Raw genomic sequence first — 18406 nt, forward strand, 5'->3', positions numbered from 1 at the left:
TCAGGCGCTGCGCCGCACGTCGCCTTCGCGGGCACACACGCGGGCCAGCGCCTCGGTCAGCGAGCGCATCGTCATCGGCTTGGAGACGTAGTCGGTGAAGCCGCTGGCCAGGTAGCGTTCCCGATCGCCCGACATCGCGTTGGCCGTGAGCGCGATGATGGGCACTGCGTGGTCGGGCGTGGTCCGCGCGCGAATGGCCGCCGTGGCCTGCAACCCGTCCATGCCGGGCATCTGCACGTCCATGAGCACCACGTCGTAGGTCCCCTCGTCGAGCGCGGCGACGGCCGCCGCTCCATCGCCGACCATGACGACCTCGTGACGCCCCGGCGCGAGGAACGCGCGCACCAGGCGCTGGTTGACCAGATTGTCCTCGGCCACGAGGATGCGCAGCGGCAGCTGGAGTGCGACGGGCGCAGTCGCGTGCTGCACGTCGAGGCGGCGTGCCGGTGCCTGCGTCACGCGCACCGGTACGGTGAACCAGAACAGACTCCCCTCGCCAGGCACGCTCTCGACCCCGATCTCGCCGCCCATCAGCTCCACCAATTGGCGACAGATGGCCAGCCCCAGCCCCGTGCCGCCGTGCCGCCGCGTCGTCGACGCGTCGGCCTGCACGAAGCGCTGGAAGAGCCGCGCCTGCACCTCCGGCGAGATACCCTCGCCGCTGTCCTGGACCTCCACCCGCAGCAGGGTGTCATGCGTGTCGGCCCTGCGGAGACGCACGCGGACGTCGCCGCGGGCGGTGAACTTGATGGCGTTGCCCACCAGGTTCAGCAATACCTGGCGGATCCGCGTCGGATCGGCCTCCAGCCAGGCCGGCAGCGCCGGATCCACTTCCGAGGCCAGGGTGAGGTGCTTCTCCAGCGCGCGTGGCGAGAGCAGGGCGAGCGTGTCGCCCACGAGGCGGGACGGCTCGAACGCGATCGTCTCGAGCACGACCTGCTGCGCCTCGAGCTTGGAGAGGTCGAGGATGTCGTTCAGGATGTGCAACAGCGCGCTGGCCGAGACGTGGGCCATGGTCGCCGTCTCGTGCTGCTCCGGCGTGAGGTCGCTGCGCAGCAGGAGTTCGAGCATCCCGAGCACGCCGTTCATGGGCGTGCGGATCTCGTGACTCATGGTGGCGAGGAACTGCGCCTTGGCAGCCGTCGCCGATTCTGCCTTGAGGCGCTGGTCGTTGAGCTCGTGCTGCAGTTCCACGTCGCCGGTGACGTCGAGGTTCACGCCGAGCAGGACGCGTCGGCCGTCGCTCTCGAACACCTGCCCGTTGGCGCGCAGGTGACGCACGCAGCCGTCCGGGCGCACGATGCGGTACTGGGCCTCGAGGAGACGCTCGGAGTCCGAGGTCGCGACGAACTCGTCGATCGCCCGGTCGGCGTCCTCGGGATGCAGCAGGCTCACCCAGTCGGCCAGCGTCCACCCCGTGGTGCGCGGCTCGACCCCGTGCATGTCCCACATGCGCCAGTCCCATGACAACTCGCCGCTCGCGACGTCGAGTTCGAAGACGCCGACGTTGGAGGCCAGGAGGGCCAGGCGCAGGCGGCGCCGCTCCTGCTCGAGGGCCTGTTCGCTGAGCCGACGTGCCTCGGCCTGCCGGTGGCTGGTGATGGCCTCGCCGACGACGGCGAGCAGCGGCGCGAGCAGCGTGCCCGGATCGTCGACGTCCTCGCAGGGGTTCGCGATCGCCAGCAACGCCAGCGTGCGGCCGCCGGTGGTGACGGGGAGCAGGGCCAGCGTCGAGGTCGGCGCCGACGACTCGAGCAGGATGGCCGCGGCGCGCTGCGCCTCGTCGCCCACGAGCCTGGTCGCGCGTCCGGAGGCGACCGCGCTCCGCACGGGCCCCGGCAACGTGCGCCACCGCACGCCGTCCTCGAGGCGTTGACGTTGCCGATCGCGCTCTTCCGGCGTCCACGCGGAGTTGAGCAGCGCGCGGGCCGTGAGATGCTCGGCGCCGTAGCCACCGTGCACGTCTGCCACCAGGCCTTGTGCACCGCCGAGGAGGGTCATCGCCCGCTCGAGGGCGCGCTCCACGATGGTGCCCAGCGCGGCCCCGTCGATCAGGCCCTGCTGCACGGCGGCGACCGCCTGACTCAGGGCCAGCTGGATGCGCTGCGCCTGCTCGGCCTGCACCAGCGCCGTCACGTCGCTCTGGATGGCGCAGTACCCGACGAAGGTCTGCGTCTCGTCGAACAGCGGCGCGATGTCCACGTCGTCCCAGAATCGCTGCCCGTCGGCACGCCTCGAGAGCAGGCGGGTGCGCACCGGCTTCCTCGCATCGAGCGCCGCTCCCACCTGCTTCCATTGCCCCGGATCGAGTTCCTCGAAGCGCAGCAGGTCGGACAACCGGTGACCGGTCGCCTCGGCCAGAGTGAAGCCGGTGGTCGCCTCGAAGGCCGGGTTCACCCACGTGAGCCGACGATCGGCATCGGTGATGGAGACCGGGTTGCTGGTGCGCGTCACCACCGACGCGAGGGCCCGCAGGTGGTCGGACTGGTCGCGCAGCAGCCGGGACGTGCGCCGCAGCTCGAGTTGCGCGACGGCCTGCCGGGCCAGTCGGCGCAGCACGTCGTGCTGCAGCGGCGTGAGCGTTCGTGGCTGGCGATCGATGACGCACAGCGTGCCGAGCCGCTGGCCGTCGGGGGTCTCGAGCGGCATGCCGGCATAGGACCGGATGAACGGCGCGCCGTTCACCAGCGCGCTGTCGGCAAAGCGCGGGTCCTCGAGTGCGTCGGCGACCTCGAAGACGTCTGCCTGCAGGATGGCGTGGGCGCAGAACGCCAGCTCCCGTGCAGTCTCGGCGACGTCGAGCCCGTACCGGCTCTTGAACCACTGGCGGTCGCGGTCGACCAACGACAGCAGCGCGATCGGCGTGCCGCAGACCGCGGCGGCGATCGCCGTGAGGTCGTCGAAGTCGGCCTCGGGTGGCGAGTCGAGGATGGCGTACCGGTCCAGCGCCCGGAGTCGCTCGGCCTCGTCATGAGGGAGAGGTGCAGCAGTCATGCAGACAGCGAGGGAGCGCCCGGCAAGGCCCCGGACGCACCTTCGAAAGGAATCGGCGACCCGCGCCGCAACGTGAGCGGCAGCGCCCATGCGCTGCCTGCCAGGAGCTGGAGGCCCGGCCCCTGCCTGCCGGCCGACGACTCAGCCGAACAACGTCGCCGGATCGACCCCGGCGGCGAGGATGCGTCCGCCGTCGTAGGTGTAGTGCAGGCCGCCGTCGTTCCACCGGCGCAGGCGGTAGATCGTCGCGAACGGGAAGTCCGGCGCCGCGCCGCCCTGGCCGCCGACCACCTCGCCGCCGCGGCGCACGTTGTCCTGCATCCAGGCCGGGACGAGCAGGTGATACGGATTGCGCTGCACCTCGCCGACGTGGAACGACAGGGCCGCCATCATGTCGGCCAGGTCCTGCACGCTCGATTCCACCATCAGGTTCGGCGTCGACATCGCGCCCCAGAACTCGGTCTCGACGACGTGGCAGCTGAAGTCGGCAGCCTGCCTGGCCAGCGCGTCGACGAGCAGGTGGTACGTGCCGATGTGCGAGCTGTTCCAGTCGGTCTCGTGCGGGAAGAAGACGACGCGTGGCTGGTGCTCGGCGAGGATGCGCGCGATCACGTCGACACAGCTCGCCCAGTGCGCGGGATCGGTGGCGCGCGTCTTCGCGTTGATCTTCTCGAGGCCGCCCGGGATGGTCTGCACGAGGTCGAAGCCGAGGTACGCGCAGGCCAGCGCCAGCTCGTCCCAGCGGCCCTGCTGCCGCGCCTTGTTGCTGCCCTGCGTCACGGCCACGTTGACGACCCGATAGCCCGACTCGCGCAGCAGGCGCAACGCCAGCCCGCCGATGATGCACTCGTCGTCGGGGTGCGGCGAGAAGATGAGCGCGCGGGGCGCGTCGGGGGCGACCGGCGGGTGCGTCGGCATCGGGAAGCCGCCGAGCGGGAACTGCTTGCCCTGCTGCATCGACCGCGCGATCCCCGCGACGAAATCGTGGTACGGCGTCGGCCCGCTCATCGCGTCACCTCCGGCAGGCTCGCGGCCGCAATGGCCTGTCCGTGCCGCTTGTCCTTCTCGTCGGGCACGTGGAACGTGATCCGTGAGGCGAGCTCGGGGAACTCGACCTCCAGCACATGGCGGGCGCCGTTGACGATGTCGTCGCCGCCGGGGCCCGACGTCACGCGGCCGAGCACGAGCACGTGCGCGATGTCGTAGAAGTCGGCAAAGTGCGCCACGCCGTACCCGAGGTACGTCCCCAGCGTCTCGTAGATCTGCTTCGCGCCGGCATGCCCCTCGGCGCGCAGCTTCTGGACGACCTTCAGCTTCTCGGGCAGGCCCATGTCGGCGGGCGTCTCGATGCCGGCCACCGGCGCGAGGCGGCCCACCGCCTGCTGCGAGAAGTACTGCGAGCCGACCCCGAAGTCACCCGACCACTCGTCGACCGGCGCGTCGGGATTGAAGGCGACGGGCACGAACGCCAGTTCGTTCAGCCACGAGGTGATGTTGCCGTCGCGCGTGACGTAGCCGGCCGCCGTGCTCGTGCCCAGCGCAATCCCCAGGATCGCGTTCTTGCCGAGCGACATCGAGCCGGCCAGGGCGGTGACCTCGCCGTCGTTGACGACCTCGAACGGCACGTCGTTCCACGCCTTCTTCACCTCGAAGAAGATGCCCTTCACGCGCGCATCGAACAGGTCCTGCGGCACGCCGCGGAACAGCGAGCCGGCCTTGACGCGGTTGTTGACGTACACGCCCGCTGCGCTGCCGCCGATGGCATCGACGCGCGGCAGGTGCTCCGCGGCCTTCTTCAGCGAGTCCATGATCCCGTCGAAGTGGTACTGCGGATCGGGCTTGTGGTAGGGATCCCACACCGTCTCCTCGCTGAACACCACCTCCCCGTTCACCACGGCGGCGACCTTGCGATCGCTGCCGCCGAGGTCGAACCCGATGCGGTTGCCCTCGAGGTGCCGCCCCAGCGGCCGGGTGACCGAACGCTCGGCCGGCAGGTCGCTGGTGTGCACCACTTCAATCGGGTGATCGAACATCCGGAACGCCACCAGATCGGCATCGAAGCGCCCGGTGGCCGTCTCGCTGTAATGGGCCTCGAGCGACGCCGCCAGGTCGGCGGGCCCGTCGATGTACACCTTCCAGCCGCCACGCGACCAGAGCAGGAACTTCACGAAGCGCTCGACGAACGCGGCATTGCCCGCGGCATCGGCATGCGAGGCCGGCAGCACGGCAATGTCGAAGCGGAAGACGGAGCCATCGGCCTGCTCGATGGCGAGGCGCACCGGCACGCCGCCGCCGGCGGCGGCCACCTGGGCCCGGTAGGCGCGCACCGCGAGCACGGCGGGCCGGAAGGCCGGGTCGAGCACCGGCGTGACCTTGGGGGCGACGAGAGGGAGTCCGTTGAGCGTGTCCATGGACGGGAGTCGGGAATCGGGAATCGGGAGTCGGGAGTCGGGCGCATTCCAGGCCCGGGGTGGGTGCCTGCACGAGAGCCCCGAGTCGGGCGCGGCGGGCCGGCGGAGGCCGACGGGCCCGTCAGCCCGGCGTGCGCGGGACCACGATACCACCGGCGCCGGCCGCCGCGCGTGGCCGGCCGGCGAGCCACCGCGCCGCCCGGCGTGGCCAGCCGTCACGTTTCAGCCGGCGATCTCGTCGAGCACGCGTCGCCCGACGGCGGGCATGTCCAGCGCTCGGTACGCCTCGGCGAAGCGCACGCCGCCCTGCAGGCCGCGCACCCGGGCCGTGCTCAGCTTGATCTCGCCCCACGGCGTCAGCGCCAGTTCGCGTCCGCCCGGATGGAGCGTGGTCCTGGCGTCGACGCGCGCTGCATCCTTCGCGATCGGCGCCTCGGCGTTCAGCTGGCGGAACGTGTTGACGATCTCGACGACGTCGCCGATCTCGGCGCCGACGTCGACGAACACGTCTGCCGGGAAGCTGCGTTGCGGATCGACCTCGTAGGCGTACATCTCGCGCCCGTACGTCACGGTCAGCCCGCCGAGGATGGTCGCCGCGTTGCGCACCGCCTTCTCGGCGACGATGCCGGCCACGGCGTGATCGGCAGGGGCCCGGCCGCGCTCGTCGCGATCGTTCATCAGCGTCACGTCGGGCCGGACGTCGACAACGACCTCGGCGATCGCCTTGATGGTGGCCAGGTCGTCGACCACCTGCTGGTAGCCGAACGACAGGTAGCGCTTCTCCACGCCCATCGACCGGGCGATCTCGTCGCTGCGCTGACGGATGCGGGCCTCGCGGCCCCTCGTGACGTCCCAGGTCGAGTAGTCACCCACCAGGTTGAGGACGACGACCCGGTGCCCGCGACGCACCGCCTTGAGGATCAGGCCGCCGGCGCCGATCTCGCAATCGTCGAAGTGAGCGCCGATCGCCAGGATGGTTCGTGGGCGTGGCGTGGCCTGCGGACGGGCCTCGGCACGCGTCCCGAGCACCGGCAGGGCAACGGCCACCGCCGCCCGGCGAAGCACCTCACGACGGGTGGTCGCCATCGAATCCTCCTACTTCGCGCAGGCGCCCAGCCGCCGCGCCGTCAACACCTCATGGCTCTTCGCGCCGTTGGTGACCGAGTCGATGATGATCGTGTAGGCCTCGGCGCTGCGCACCTCGAGCACCGACGTCGAGGTCGACGTGGTCCCCGCCATCTTGCACGTGGCCGTGAACCGGTACGTCGTTCCGCTCTGGCTCACCGGCGAGAACTGGCAACCGGCCCTGGTGAGGATCTCGCGCTGGGATCGGTGCTCGGCGGTGGGATCGAGGCACTCGGTGCGCGACACCTTTTCCGGTGTTCGCCCGCCCGTCTCCATCGTCCTGTCGATCTGCCAACGCCCCGGCGTGAACGCCGGCCAGTCGGCGGCAAGGCCGACCAACGAGAACCCCGCGACGCACACCGTCGCCAGCGATGCGCGAGCCCCTGACTTGCGGTAAGCGGATGTGAGCATGGCTGGCCAGTCTACCCCCGTCCGGCACCGGCGGATGCGGCTTGTCGGGACGAACGGGCGAACGAGCCGGCTCGGGATTCCGTCATTAGGGGCGTGTTCCGTTCACGACTCACCTTTTCCCGATTCGGCCCACTCCTGCGCCTGTTCGCCATGCTCACCATGGCCGCGGGCTCGCCTGACGCTCAGGCCGCCACCTCCTTGCAGCCGTCCGGTCCACACGCCGTCGGCCGGCGTTTCGAGACGTGGCGTGATGACGGCCGGCCCGACCCCGTGGACCCGGCCCGACGGCGAGAGGTCACCGTCACGATCTGGTACCCCGCGGAGGGCTCCAGCACGCCCAGCGCCGAACTGCCGCTGCCCGCGCCCTGGAACGAGGCACGGCTGTCGCGCCTCGGGAAGCGGTTCGGCGGGCCCTTCGTGGACGCCCTGCGCGCGTACCACGTGTCGGCGCGCACCGATGCGCCCCTCCTGCCGGGAACCACCCGCTTCCCGGTGCTGCTGCTCATGCCCGGACTCGGCTGGCTTCCCACCGACTACAGCGGGCTGGCCGAGGATCTCGCCAGTCACGGCTACGTCGTCGTGGGATTCGGATCGCCCGGGTTCGCCGACCTGGTACGGTTCCCCGATGGGCGTGAGGTCGAACGCACGCTCGGCATCGGCGCGGCGATCGGGACCGACCAGCAGCACGTGCACGAGGATGCGCGCTTCGTGACCCGACGCATCCCCGCGCTCGATGCCGATTCGGGCAGCCCCCTCCGGGGCAGGCTCGATCTGTCGCGACTCGGTGCCGTCGGGCACTCCCTCGGCGGGACGATGGCGCACGTCCTGGCGGCCAGCGAGCCGACCATCCGCAGCGCCGTGAACCTCGATGGCGACCCGATGGGATCGGTGCTCGAAATCCGGCCGACGCGCCCCCTTCTCCTGATCAGCTCCGAGTCACCGACGATCGACGAGGCGCCGGCGTTCCCGTCCCCGGAGCATCGTGACCGCGTCCGCGAGGGGCTGGAGAGGAGCGAGGGTCGGCGCACCGACGACTGGGCACGGATGTCCTCGGCGTCGCCGGCTGCGTTCCGCATCCGTGTCGCCGGGACACGCCACCTGAACTTCCCCGACGCGGCACTCTTCGAGGACCTCCTGACGACGCCTGCGGAACGCTGGATGAAGGTGGGCCAGATCGACGGGCTCCGCGGCCTCGAGATCACGCGGGCACTCGTCCGCGCGTTCTTTGCGCACACGCTATCCTCTGGCGACGACGCCATGCTGCAGGCGCCCGAGCGCTTCTTCCCCGAGACCCGTCGGGAGCGCGCGTCCGTGCCGTCAGCCGTTCGCCCGGGAGCTGACGCCCGTTGATCGAGGTATCCCCGGCATGGAGCCTCCATGCACCCGAGTGTCGCGAGCGCTGCTGCCATCGTCCTGCTGCTGGGAGCGACGCCCGCGTGGGCGGGCGATCCTCCGCGCGACGTCATCGTCGGCCCCCTCGTCAGCAGCTCCGTGGGGGAACGGCCCCTGGCGTCCTCCAGCCGCCTGGCCGTGTCCTGGGCACGACCTGACCGCGCCGATCACCTCGTGGTCGTCGCGCGCGAGGCGGTGCAGGGCACCGGCCCCCGCGTGTCGCTGGCCGCTCACGCGACCGACGTCACACTGACCGGGCTGAAGGCGGACACCACCTACGTCGTCACGGTGCTGGCATGCCAGGACGAGGCGTGCACGCGCTGGGAGGCCTCGCCGGCAGTGGAGGCCACCACCGCCACCGAGTACTGGCAGTTGGTGGGCGCCGGGCACACGGTCGACCGCCTGACGACGATCGTGGCCGACGGCAACGCACGCCTCAGCGCCACGCGCTTCGGCGCCGACGCCGGCGACGTGGCCGGGCAGGTGCAGCTGTACTACGGACCGATGCCGCGTGACCGCCGACAGTCCCTGGCGGCCGCGGTGGCGGCCGGTGGCGCCGACCCGGCGGTCCCGGAGACCTTCCTGTCGTTCAGCAGCCGGGCGGGATCGAGCGGGCTCCTGTCGCCGACTGCGCCGACGCCCCTGGTGGCATCGCTGGCAACCGGCCAGGGCGTCCCGGTGACGCACCCCGATGGTGGCTTCGTGCGGCTGTTCTTCGAGGCACAGGGCGCCGATGGGCGCACGCGCGCCATGTGGATCGACAGCAAGGACGGCTATCGCGGCCTCGACTTCAATGCCGGCCCGGGCAGCACGTGCGAGACGGCGGCCGACTATGCGGCAGGTGGCGGGTGCGCCCCCACGGTGGCCATCGCCGTCGAAGGCGACGTCGAGGGCAACCCGCGCATCCGCAACGCCCGCCAGTTCAAGGTCGCGTGGCCGACCATGGACGCGCCGCACTGGGATCTGTCGGCCGGCACGTTCATGGTGTTCACCACCGATCGCGTCGAGGGCTGCGCGCCGGCCTCACACAACCATGGCTACGCGGTGTGGGACGGCACGCGCTGGGTCGTGCAGTATCGCGAGGACGGATGTCCCAAGCTGTTCACCAGCGCGCAGGCGGCGTTCCCGCTGCACGCTGGCGGCGTCCGCTATCGGCTCTACTACGGCGACCCGTCGATCCAGGAAGGACGCGCCACGTCGAACCTGCCGTTCCTCGGCCCGAAGAAGCTGATCTACGCCGACGGCGCGCTCACGGGTGCGCCCGACCGGGTGGACTTCGAGGACTGGGAACCACAGGACGCCGCGCGCGACGTGGTGTTCCTGTGGCCCGACGGCTCGGTGCTCGACGCGCGCGCCGAGGGCTACATCGACGACTACCACTTCCTGATGCCCACGGGCAGCCCTGACCTGCAGGTGATGTACATCACCATCACCGACGGCGCGATCGCGCCGATCGCGGTGGCGGCGCTCCTCCGCAACCCGTGAGCCGCGTCAGCGGCAGCCGCCCTTGCGCAGCAGCGGTACCGCGGGGCACCAGTTGGTGAGCGACGACTGGAAGAGGTTCAAGCCTGCAAACAGCGTCAGGTAGAGCCAGTTCCGGTGCACGAACATCCCGAGCAGCACCGAAGTGACCACCACCACGCCCGCCAGCATTCGCAGCCCGCGATGGATGGTGAAGGTGCGGTCCCGGCAGATGTGCATGTCGAGGGGACGTGGTGCGTGGGTTGGTTGCTGTGAAGCCATGATGTCAGTGCGCCTCCACCGGCGCGATCGCCGCGGGCGCCGGCACGACCGCCCGGCGCTTCGCCGCCATGTAATAGAGGACCGGCACGGCCATTCGTGACAGCAGGAGCGAGGCGACCTCGCCGGCCATCAGGGAGACGGCGAGTCCCTGGAAGATCGGGTCGAACAGGATCACCCCGGCGCCGACGATGACGGCCGCTGCGGTGAGCGCCATCGGCCGGAACCGTACGGCCCCCGCATCCACGACGGCCTCCTCGAGCGGCATGCCCTCGCGGACACGCAGTTCGATGAAGTCCACCAGGATGATCGAATTGCGGACGACGATCCCGGCACCCGCGATGAAGCCGATCATCGAGGTGGCGGTGAAGAACGCGCCCATGGCCGCGTGCGCCGGCAGGATGCCGACGAGCGAGAACGGGATCGCGATCATGATCAGCAGCGGCGTCTGGAACGAGCCGAACCAGCCGACCACCAGGATGTAGATGAGGATCAGCACGACGCCGAACGCCAGGCCGAGATCGCGGAAGACCTCGATGGTGACGTGCCACTCGCCGTCCCACTTCATCGACGGCACGGCGGTCTGCTCCGGCTGCACGGCGTTGAAGATCTCCACGCCATGCCCCTCGGGCAGCGTGAGCTTCGCAATCGCCTCGTTCATCCGCATGATGGCGTAGACGGGGCTCTCGTCCTCGCCAGCCAGGTCGCCGGTCACGTAGGTCACCGGCAGCAGGTTCTTGTGATAGAGGCTGACGTCCTCCGTCCGGGTCTCGAGCCGCGTCAGCTCGCCGATCGACACCTGATGCGCTCCCGCGAGACGCAGGGCCCGGAAGGCCTCGAGATCGTGGCGCTGCTCGCGCGGCAGGCGCAGCAGCACGGGTACGTCCTCGCGAGACGCGTCGTCGTGCAGCAGGCCCGCCGACTCGCCGCTGCCCGCCATGCGGACCAGGCCAGCCACCGTCGCGGGTGCGATGCCGGCCGCGGCCGCCTTCTCCTCGTCGACGACCAGCGACAGCTTGGGCTGTGGATCCTCGACGTACCAGTCGGTGTCGACCACGCCCGGCGTCCGCTGGAAGATCTCGCGGATCCTGGTGGCGACCTCGTTGCGACGCTTCAGGTCCGGTCCGTAGATCTCGGCCACGAGGGTCTGCAGCACCGGCGGCCCAGGGGGCACCTCGGCCACCTGGATGGTCGCCCCGGCCGCCCTGGCAATCGGCAGCAATCGCTCGCGCATCCGCCGCGCGATCTGGTGGCTCTGCTCGGCCCGCTCGTGCTTGGGCAGCAGGTTGACCTGCAGGTCGCCGAGGTGTGGCGCCTGGCGCAGGAAGTAGTGCCGCACCAACCCGTTGAAGTTGTGGGGCGACGCCGTGCCGACGTAGTCCTGCACGTCCTTGACGGCCGGATCCTCGAGCGCCATCGTCGCCAGACGCGCGGTGACGGCGGCCGTCTGCTCGAGGGTGGTGCCCTCGGGCATGTCGACGATGACCTGGAATTCGCTCTTGTTGTCGAACGGCAGCATCTTGACCGTGACGAGCTTGAGCGGCACCAGCGCCATCGCCGCCAGCAGCAGGAACACCACGCCCCCGAGGAACACCCAGCGACGCCGGCTGTCGGCGATGAGCGGCCCCATCGCCCGGCGGTACCACCGGGTGAGCGCGTCCTCGCGGTCGTCGTGGTGCCCGCCGTCCGGATGCAGCAGGCGCACCGCGGCCCAGGGCGTCACCACGAACGCGACGATGAGCGAGAACACCATGGCCGCCGACGCACCGACCGGAATCGGTCGCATGTACGGCCCCATCAGCCCGCCGACGAAGGCCATCGGCAGGATGGCGGCCACGACGGTGAGGGTGGCGAGGATCGTCGGGTTGCCCACTTCGTCGACGGCGCGGAGCGCGATCGAAGTCAGCCCGTCGGACGCGCCTGTGCTCATGCGCGCGTGCCGGACCATGTTCTCCACCACCACGATCGCGTCGTCGACCAGGATGCCGATCGAGAAGATCAACGCGAAGAGCGTGATGCGATTCAGCGTGTACCCGTAGAGGTAGAACATGAACAGCGTCAGCGCGAGGGTGACCGGGATGGCGACCATCACGACCAGGGCCTCGCGCCGGCCGAGCGCCAGCCAGATGAGCAGCGACACCGACACGACCGCGATGGCCATGTGGTACAGCAGTTCGTTGCTCTTCTCGGCTGCGGTCTCGCCGTAATCCCTCGTGATCTCGACGTGCACGTCGGCGGGAATCAGCGTGCCCTTCAGGGCGTCCACCTTGGCGAGCACGTGTCGCGCGACGGAGGTGGCGTTGGTGCCCGCACGCTTGGCGACGGCCATCGTCACGGCCGGGGCGGCGCCCTGTCCGCGCACGTGGTGGCGCACGTACGTCGCCGGATCGGCGTCGCGGTCCGACACCGTCGCCACGTCCGACAGCCGCACCGGCCGACCCGCACGGGAGGCGACCACGACGTCGCGCAACTGCTCCACCGTCTCGAGGCGGACCCCGGCCTCGAGGGTGCTGGCCTGACCGCCGACCAGCGGCCCGGGCGCGGAGGAACGCGCGTTGCCCTGGACCGCACTGCGGACCATGAGCGGGTCGATGCCGTACACGTCGAGGCGCGCCGGGTCGATCTCGACGGTCGCGACCCGGGGCCGACCGCCGAGGATGTCGACCTCGGACACGTCGGGCACCTCCTTGATCGCATCGTGCAGCTGCCCGGCGAGCAGGCGCAGCTGGTGGTCGTCGTACCGGGTGGACCACAGGGTGATCCCGAGGATCGGCACGTCGTCGATCGAGCGGAGCTTGACGAGCGGGCCCTGCGCGCCTGGCGGGATCCGGTCCATGTTGGCGTGCAGCTTCTGGTTGAGCCGAACCATCGCGTCTTCCTGGTTCTGGCCGACCCTGAAGCGCACGATGACCATCGACCGCCCGGGGCTCGACGTCGAGTAGACGTACTCGACGCCCGGAATCTCCCACAACAGCTTCTCCACCGGCCGGGTGATGCGCTGCTCCACCTCGGCGGGTGTCGCGCCGGGAAGGTCGACGAACACGTCGACCATCGGCACGATGATCTGCGGCTCCTCTTCCCGCGGCAGCCCGAGCACGGCCATCAGGCCGAGGGCCATCGACGCGACGATGAGCAGCGGTGTCAGCTTCGAGTGGATGAAGGCGGCCGCGATGCGGCCCGCTGTGCCCAGCCTCGCCATCACTTCGCTCCCGCCCGCAGCGGCGTGCCGTCGGTGAGTCCGATGGGAGGCGTGGACACGACACGCTCGCCATCACCGAGACCGGTCACCACCTCGATGCCTTCCGGCAGGGTCCGGCCGACCACGACCATGCGCAGGCGTGCCACGTCGCCGTCGGCGACGAACACGGAGGTGACCTGCCCGTGGCGCACGATCGCCGAAGACGGGACGAGCATCGCCGCGACCGGAGCGCCTGCGAAGCGGACCCGGCCGAACATCCCGGAGCGCAGGCGCGCGTCGCCGGGCAGGGCGATCTTGAGCAGGTAGGCGCGCGCGTCGGCATCCATGGCCCGTGCGACCTCGCTGACGGTGCCCCGCAGGAGCACCGGCGAGGCCGCATCGACCTCCACGTCGACCTGCTGGCCCACCGTCAGGCCCGCCACCCTGGAGGCGTCCACCCGGACGTCGAGCCTCAACGCGCCGTCGTCCTCGAGCCGCAGCAGGGGCATGCCGGGCGCAGCCATGTTGCCGGGCTCGACGAGTTTCTCGGCGACGACGCCGGCAAACGGCGCCGTCACGACCGCGAAGCCGGCGGTCACCGACGCCGCCTCGCTCCCGGCCCGGGCGCTGGCCAGCGAGGCCTGCGCCTGCTGGATCCGCGCATCGATCGCGGCAAGCTGCGCCTCGGCGGCCCGGAAGGACGCCGTCGCCTGGTCGAGTTCCTGCGTCGTCGCCGACTTGCGCCCGTGCAGGGCGACGACGCGGTCGTAGGACGCCCTGGCCAGCGCCAGGCCCGCCTCTGCGGCGCGACGGTCGGCGCTACCGGCGGTCACGGCCTGCTCGGCCGCCAGCGCCGACGACTGGGCGCCGCGTGCGGTGGCGCCCAGGTCGCGGTCGTCGAGCACGACGAGCACCTGACCGGCGCGGACACGATCGCCGGGCTGGACGCGCACCTCTCGCACCGGCGCCATCAGCCGGCTGGTGACGACGGCCGTCGTGCGAGCCTGCACCAGCCCGCCTGCCTCGACGAGCGCCGCGTGCGGCGCCCTGGCGACCGTGACCGTCGATACCGCCACCGGCGCCTTCTTCTCTGCCGTCCCCGGCCTGTCGTGACTCCCGCCGCACGCCCCTGCAACAAGCGCGGCTCCCGCAACGAGGGCGATGCCGGCCCCAGCGCGGGCGGGTCGATTCCCGACTCCCGACTGCCGATTCCCGTAAGTGATGCTGTACATGATTGCTATCGTCCGAGCGCGCGGTCGAGGCCGGCCGACTCCACCGACACGTCGACGCGAGCGCGCAACTGTTGTTCATGGGCCTGCACCACCGCCTCGGCGGCCCGCAGGAGGGCGGTGACGTCGGCCAGCCCCTGCTCGTAGCGGTCGCGCACGATGCGCTGTCGCTCGGCGGCCTGCGCGACGACGGTCGCCGCCAGGGCTTCTCGCGCCCGGGCCGACGTCAGGCGCGACGCGGCGGCTCGGACCTCGAGGCGCACCCCGGTCTCGGCCCGCTCGCGCTCCAGGGCCCGCCGCCGCGAGGCTTCCGTGACCTCCGCGATGCGCGCCTTGTCGGCCATGCCGCGAAACAGGTTGATCCGCACGCCGGCGCCGACGCCCCAGCTGCCGGAGCGGTCGGCCCACGCACCGCCGTTGCCTTCCCAGCCGCCCTGCGCGAAGACCTGCGGCATGTAGCTGGCGCGCGCCTCGGCGACCTGCGCGCCGGCCAGGTCCACCATCAGCCGCGCCTGCTGCAGTTCGGGCCGCTGCCGGAGCGCCTCGGCCTCGAGGGCTGCCGTGTCCGCGACGGGCGCGGCCGACGAGGGCGCGAGGGGGGCGAGCACGAAGGCGGCGTCGAGCGGCTCTCCCATCACGCGGTTCAGGTCGGCGCGCGCGAGATCGGCCGCCAGGGTGGCGCGCAGTCGGCCCTCTTCGACCGCCGCCCGGTGGACCTCGACGGCGAGCACGTCGGCCTCGGTAACCAGGCCGGCGTCGCGGCGATCGCGTGCCAGCTTCAGGTCGCCGTCGGCCGCCTCGAGCGCCGCCCGGGCCGCCTGCAGCGAGGCCTCGGCCTGCAGCACCTGTCCAAAGGCCTGGGTCGCCGCGACCGCGAGCGCCTGCGTGGCCGTGAGGCGTCCCGAGGCCGCCAGCCGCACGCCGAGTTCGGCGGCGCGGACCCGGGCGCGCGTCGCCCCGCCATCCCACACCGACTGCTCGGCGCCCACGGCCAGCCGGAAGTTGTCGACGGCATCGGGATGGTTGAGGGCCTCGAGCGCGAAGTCGGCGGCCGTGAACTGCCGCTGCGCGAGCAGCGAGCCGAAGACGAATACGGGTTGATTGCCGCGCTGCCAGGCTTCGGTCGCATCCACCCGCGGCAGGTAGCCGGCGCGCGCCTGGGTGACGCGGTGGACGGCTTCCTGCTCGGCGAGCGCCGCAATCCTGGCGTCGGGGTTGCCGGCCTGCGCCCGCGCGATGGCGTCCCGCAGCGTCAGGGGCGCCTGCGCCCGCAGGGGCGCTGCCGGCATCGCGACGACGAGCAGGACCGCGCCGATGACGGAAATCGAAGACGTACGTATCATCAGGGGCATGGATGCCGCTTCCGCGACAAACGTGACACCGGCCGACGACTACGCCGCGTTGGTCCGGGATGCCGCGGAGGGCGACCCCGAGGCCATGGAGCGCCTGCTCCTGCGCGCGCAGGCCTCCGCCTACCGGTTCAGCGTGATGGTCTGCGGCCGGACCGACGAGACCGAGGACGTGATGCAGGAGGCGCTGGTCAGCACCTACAAGCACGCCCGCGCCATCCGCGACCCGAACGCCTTCAAGGCCTGGCTGTACCGCACCGTCAGGAACGCCTGCCTGCTCAATCGCCGCCGCCGGGTCGCCGAGCCCGCCCACCTGCTGTCGCTCGACGACGCGGGGCCCCACGACGACGCGCGTGTGCTCGAACCGGCGGACACGGGTGAGAACCCCGAGGACGCGCTCGAGGCCGCCGACCGCCGGGCCCAGTTGCGCAAGGCCCTCCTGACCCTTCCCGGCCCGCAGCGGGAGGTGATCGTGCTGCGCGACCTCGAGGGCCTTTCCACCCGCGAGGTCGCCGAGGTCGTGCAGATCTCCGAGGACAACGTCAAGCAACGCCTGCACCGGGCGCGCGTCGCCCTGCGCGCCGCCCTGGAGCCCACGCCATGAGCACCGACCCGGGCGCGGTGTCGCCCCGCTGCCAGCAGCAACTGCTCGAGCTGTCGGCCTATCTCGAGGGCGACCTGGGACCGGAGCAGATGGCCGCGCTCGACGCCCACCTCGCCACCTGCGAGTGCTGCGGTCGCATGGCTGCCAGCCTGCGCCGCGCCATCGCGCTCTGTCGGAGCGAGGAGGTGCGCGACCTGCCACCGGCCATCCAGGCCGACGCGCTCGCGAGGGTGCGGGCGTTGCTGCAGGGCGAGGGCTGAACTGCCCGGCCAGCGCCCCCGAATCAGCGCTCCCCGATCCGCGGCTGCTACAATCAGAGGTTTGCGGCAGGTGCCGCGAGGCTTCCCATGATTGCAGTCCACGGCGTCTCGATGCGGTACGGGTCGAAGGTCCTCTTCGACGACGTCACCACGACCTTCTCGGCAGGCCGGCGCTACGGCCTCACCGGCCCGAACGGCGCCGGCAAGTCGACGTTCATGAAGCTGCTCACGGGTGAGCTGCAGCCCCAGAAGGGCTCGGTCGTCCGTCCGGAGAAGCTCGGCATCCTGCGCCAGGACCAGTTCGCCTTCGACGAGTTCCGCGTCGTCGACACCGTCATCATGGGCAATGCGCGGCTGTGGTCGGCCCTCGAGGAGCGCGATCGGCTCTACGAGAAGCACGACATGACCGACGAGGACGGGATGCGCCTCGGCGAGCTCGAGGGCATCGTCGGCGAGGAGGACGGCTACAGCGCGGAGAGCGACGCGGCGATCCTGCTGGCGGGCCTCGACATCCCCGACGCGCTGCACGAGAAGAAGATGCGCGAGCTGCAGGGCGGGCAGAAGGTGCGCGTGCTGCTGGCGCAGGCACTGTTCGGGCACCCGCAGGCCCTCCTGCTGGACGAGCCGACCAACCACCTGGACCTCGATTCGATCCACTGGCTCAAGGACTTCCTCGTCCGGTACGAGGGATCGCTGATCGTGATCTCGCACGATCGGCACTTCCTGAACGCCGTCTGCACGCACATCGCCGACATCGACTACGAGACGATCATCACCTACACCGGCGGGTACGACGACATGGTGCTCGCCAAGACGCAGATCCGGTCGCGGATCGAGGCCGACAACGCGCAGCGCGAGAAGAAGATCGCGCAGCTCAACGAGTTCATCGCGCGGTTCTCGGCCGGCACGCGCTCGAGCCAGGTGACGTCGCGCAAGAAGGAAGTCGAGCGCCTGCAGACCAACGACCTCGCGCGGTCCAACATCCAGCGCCCGTTCATCAACTTCCGCATCGAGCGCCCGTCGGGCAAGCTCGCGCTGGAGTGCAAGGGCGTGTCGAAGGCCTATGGCGACCTCGAGGTCGTGCGCGACTTCACGGCCATCGTCAACCGCGGCGAGAAGGTCGTGATCGTCGGCCGCAACGGCGTCGGCAAGACGACGCTGCTGCGCGCCCTGCTCGCCGACGCGCCCGGGGTCGACCGCGACCCGGCCGGCCGCGACGAGGGCACCGTCCGCTGGGGCCACGAGGTGTCGGTGGGCTACTTCTCCCAGGACCACACCGGCGCGATCCCGCACGGCACGACGGCCGTCGAGTGGCTGCACTCCTTCGCGCCCGACGCGCACCGGCAGGACATCCACGGCCTGCTTGGGCAGATGCTGTTCAGCGGCGAGGAAGGCCACAAGCCGACGGCGGCGTTGTCGGGCGGCGAGACGGCCCGGCTGCTCTTCTGCCGGCTGATGCTGCTGAAGCCGAACGTGCTCGTGCTCGACGAGCCGACCAACCACCTCGACCTCGAGTCGATCAACGCGCTGAACGTCGCGCTGCAGAAGTACGAGGGCACGGTCTTCCTCGTGACCCACGACGAGGACCTGATCGACGAGGTCGGCACACGCGTGTGGTCCTGCTCGAAGGACGGGATCGAGGACTGGAAGGGCACGTACGAGGAGTTCGCGGCCGCCCACGCCTGAGTGGGCTCGTCGGTGTCACAGATTCTT

14 protein-coding genes are annotated in these 18406 nt (G+C 71.0%); 5 read left to right on the forward strand and 9 right to left on the reverse strand.

The window, feature by feature from the left end:
• From TBR22_RS15000 to TBR22_RS15020, 5 genes are all read right to left on the reverse strand, one after another.
• Positions 1-2994, reverse strand: coding sequence for an ATP-binding protein (locus TBR22_RS15000; protein WP_239488653.1), 2994 nt, complete (start codon positions 2992-2994; stop codon positions 1-3).
• 141 nt (positions 2995-3135) lie between these two features.
• Positions 3136-4002, reverse strand: a complete 867-nt coding sequence (locus TBR22_RS15005; protein WP_239488654.1) for a PIG-L deacetylase family protein — start codon at positions 4000-4002, stop codon at positions 3136-3138.
• Entirely contained in the window at positions 3999-5405 is a 1407-nt protein-coding gene (locus TBR22_RS15010) for a hypothetical protein (RefSeq protein WP_239488655.1), read from the reverse strand. The genes TBR22_RS15005 and TBR22_RS15010 overlap by 4 nt, the downstream gene beginning before the upstream one ends.
• 222 nt (positions 5406-5627) lie before the next feature.
• Positions 5628-6491 carry a PIG-L deacetylase family protein gene (locus TBR22_RS15015; RefSeq protein ID WP_239488656.1) on the reverse strand — a complete coding sequence of 288 codons (864 nt, stop codon included), beginning with the start codon at positions 6489-6491 and terminating at the stop codon, positions 5628-5630.
• A 9-nt stretch (positions 6492-6500) separates the two neighbouring features.
• Positions 6501-6941, reverse strand: coding sequence for a DUF3617 family protein (locus tag TBR22_RS15020; protein WP_239488657.1), 441 nt, complete (start codon positions 6939-6941; stop codon positions 6501-6503).
• A 150-nt stretch (positions 6942-7091) separates the two neighbouring features.
• Between TBR22_RS15020 and TBR22_RS15025 the strand changes: the two genes are divergently transcribed.
• Both TBR22_RS15025 and TBR22_RS15030 read left to right on the forward strand, forming a co-directional pair.
• Entirely contained in the window at positions 7092-8291 is a 1200-nt protein-coding gene (locus TBR22_RS15025) for a hypothetical protein (protein ID WP_239488658.1), read from the forward strand.
• Positions 8292-8318: 27 nt separating this feature from the next.
• Positions 8319-9818: a fibronectin type III domain-containing protein gene (locus tag TBR22_RS15030; protein ID WP_239488659.1), complete on the forward strand. Its 1500-nt coding sequence runs from the start codon at positions 8319-8321 to the stop codon at positions 9816-9818.
• A 6-nt stretch (positions 9819-9824) separates the two neighbouring features.
• Here the strand turns inward: TBR22_RS15030 and TBR22_RS15035 are convergent, their stop codons facing one another.
• The 4 genes from TBR22_RS15035 to TBR22_RS15050 form a co-directional block, all read right to left on the reverse strand.
• Positions 9825-10034, reverse strand: a complete 210-nt coding sequence (locus tag TBR22_RS15035) for a DUF2892 domain-containing protein (RefSeq protein WP_239488660.1) — start codon at positions 10032-10034, stop codon at positions 9825-9827.
• Between the two features lie 46 nt (positions 10035-10080).
• A complete protein-coding gene (locus TBR22_RS15040; RefSeq protein ID WP_239488661.1) occupies positions 10081-13272 on the reverse strand; it encodes an efflux RND transporter permease subunit in 3192 nt (1063 codons plus the stop codon).
• The gene (locus tag TBR22_RS15045) at positions 13272-14327 is read right to left on the reverse strand and encodes an efflux RND transporter periplasmic adaptor subunit (RefSeq protein ID WP_239488662.1); all 1056 of its coding nucleotides are present in this window, start codon (positions 14325-14327) and stop codon (positions 13272-13274) included. Before TBR22_RS15045 ends, TBR22_RS15040 begins: the two co-directional genes overlap by 1 nt.
• Before the next feature lie 161 nt (positions 14328-14488).
• The gene (locus TBR22_RS15050) at positions 14489-15823 is read right to left on the reverse strand and encodes a TolC family protein (protein ID WP_239488663.1); all 1335 of its coding nucleotides are present in this window, start codon (positions 15821-15823) and stop codon (positions 14489-14491) included.
• Positions 15824-15830: 7 nt separating this feature from the next.
• Here TBR22_RS15050 and TBR22_RS15055 point away from each other — a divergent pair, with 7 nt between their 5' ends.
• The 3 genes from TBR22_RS15055 to TBR22_RS15065 all read left to right on the forward strand — a co-directional run bounded on the left by TBR22_RS15055 (position 15831) and on the right by TBR22_RS15065 (position 18379).
• The gene (locus TBR22_RS15055) at positions 15831-16433 is read left to right on the forward strand and encodes an RNA polymerase sigma factor (RefSeq protein ID WP_239488664.1); all 603 of its coding nucleotides are present in this window, start codon (positions 15831-15833) and stop codon (positions 16431-16433) included.
• Positions 16430-16693 (forward strand): anti-sigma factor, encoded by a 264-nt coding sequence (locus TBR22_RS15060; RefSeq protein WP_239488665.1) that lies wholly within the window; start codon positions 16430-16432, stop codon positions 16691-16693. Before TBR22_RS15055 ends, TBR22_RS15060 begins: the two co-directional genes overlap by 4 nt.
• Positions 16694-16780: 87 nt before the next feature.
• Complete coding sequence (locus TBR22_RS15065; RefSeq protein ID WP_239488666.1) at positions 16781-18379, forward strand: ABC-F family ATP-binding cassette domain-containing protein; 1599 nt, start codon at positions 16781-16783, stop codon at positions 18377-18379.
• Positions 18380-18406 lie beyond the last annotated feature (27 nt).

Origin of the sequence: Luteitalea sp. TBR-22 (assembly GCF_016865485.1) — a bacterium.
Classification (GTDB): domain Bacteria; phylum Acidobacteriota; class Vicinamibacteria; order Vicinamibacterales; family Vicinamibacteraceae; genus Luteitalea.

What these genes read in the sequence shown, in the direction of transcription:
- TBR22_RS15030 (WP_239488659.1), top strand. Translation starts at nt 8,319, where the DNA reads ATGCACCCGAGTGTCGCGAGCGCTGCTGCCATCGTCCTGCTGCTGGGA.
- TBR22_RS15025 (WP_239488658.1), top strand. Translation starts at nt 7,092, where the DNA reads ATGCTCACCATGGCCGCGGGCTCGCCTGACGCTCAGGCCGCCACCTCC.
- TBR22_RS15060 (WP_239488665.1), top strand. Translation starts at nt 16,430, where the DNA reads ATGAGCACCGACCCGGGCGCGGTGTCGCCCCGCTGCCAGCAGCAACTG.
- TBR22_RS15020 (WP_239488657.1), bottom strand. Translation starts at nt 6,941, where the DNA reads ATGCTCACATCCGCTTACCGCAAGTCAGGGGCTCGCGCATCGCTGGCG.
- TBR22_RS15035 (WP_239488660.1), bottom strand. Translation starts at nt 10,034, where the DNA reads ATGCACATCTGCCGGGACCGCACCTTCACCATCCATCGCGGGCTGCGA.
- TBR22_RS15050 (WP_239488663.1), bottom strand. Translation starts at nt 15,823, where the DNA reads ATGATACGTACGTCTTCGATTTCCGTCATCGGCGCGGTCCTGCTCGTC.
- TBR22_RS15055 (WP_239488664.1), top strand. Translation starts at nt 15,831, where the DNA reads ATGGATGCCGCTTCCGCGACAAACGTGACACCGGCCGACGACTACGCC.
- TBR22_RS15010 (WP_239488655.1), bottom strand. Translation starts at nt 5,405, where the DNA reads ATGGACACGCTCAACGGACTCCCTCTCGTCGCCCCCAAGGTCACGCCG.
- TBR22_RS15005 (WP_239488654.1), bottom strand. Translation starts at nt 4,002, where the DNA reads ATGAGCGGGCCGACGCCGTACCACGATTTCGTCGCGGGGATCGCGCGG.
- TBR22_RS15015 (WP_239488656.1), bottom strand. Translation starts at nt 6,491, where the DNA reads ATGGCGACCACCCGTCGTGAGGTGCTTCGCCGGGCGGCGGTGGCCGTT.
- TBR22_RS15000 (WP_239488653.1), bottom strand. Translation starts at nt 2,994, where the DNA reads ATGACTGCTGCACCTCTCCCTCATGACGAGGCCGAGCGACTCCGGGCG.
- TBR22_RS15040 (WP_239488661.1), bottom strand. Translation starts at nt 13,272, where the DNA reads ATGGCGAGGCTGGGCACAGCGGGCCGCATCGCGGCCGCCTTCATCCAC.
- TBR22_RS15065 (WP_239488666.1), top strand. Translation starts at nt 16,781, where the DNA reads ATGATTGCAGTCCACGGCGTCTCGATGCGGTACGGGTCGAAGGTCCTC.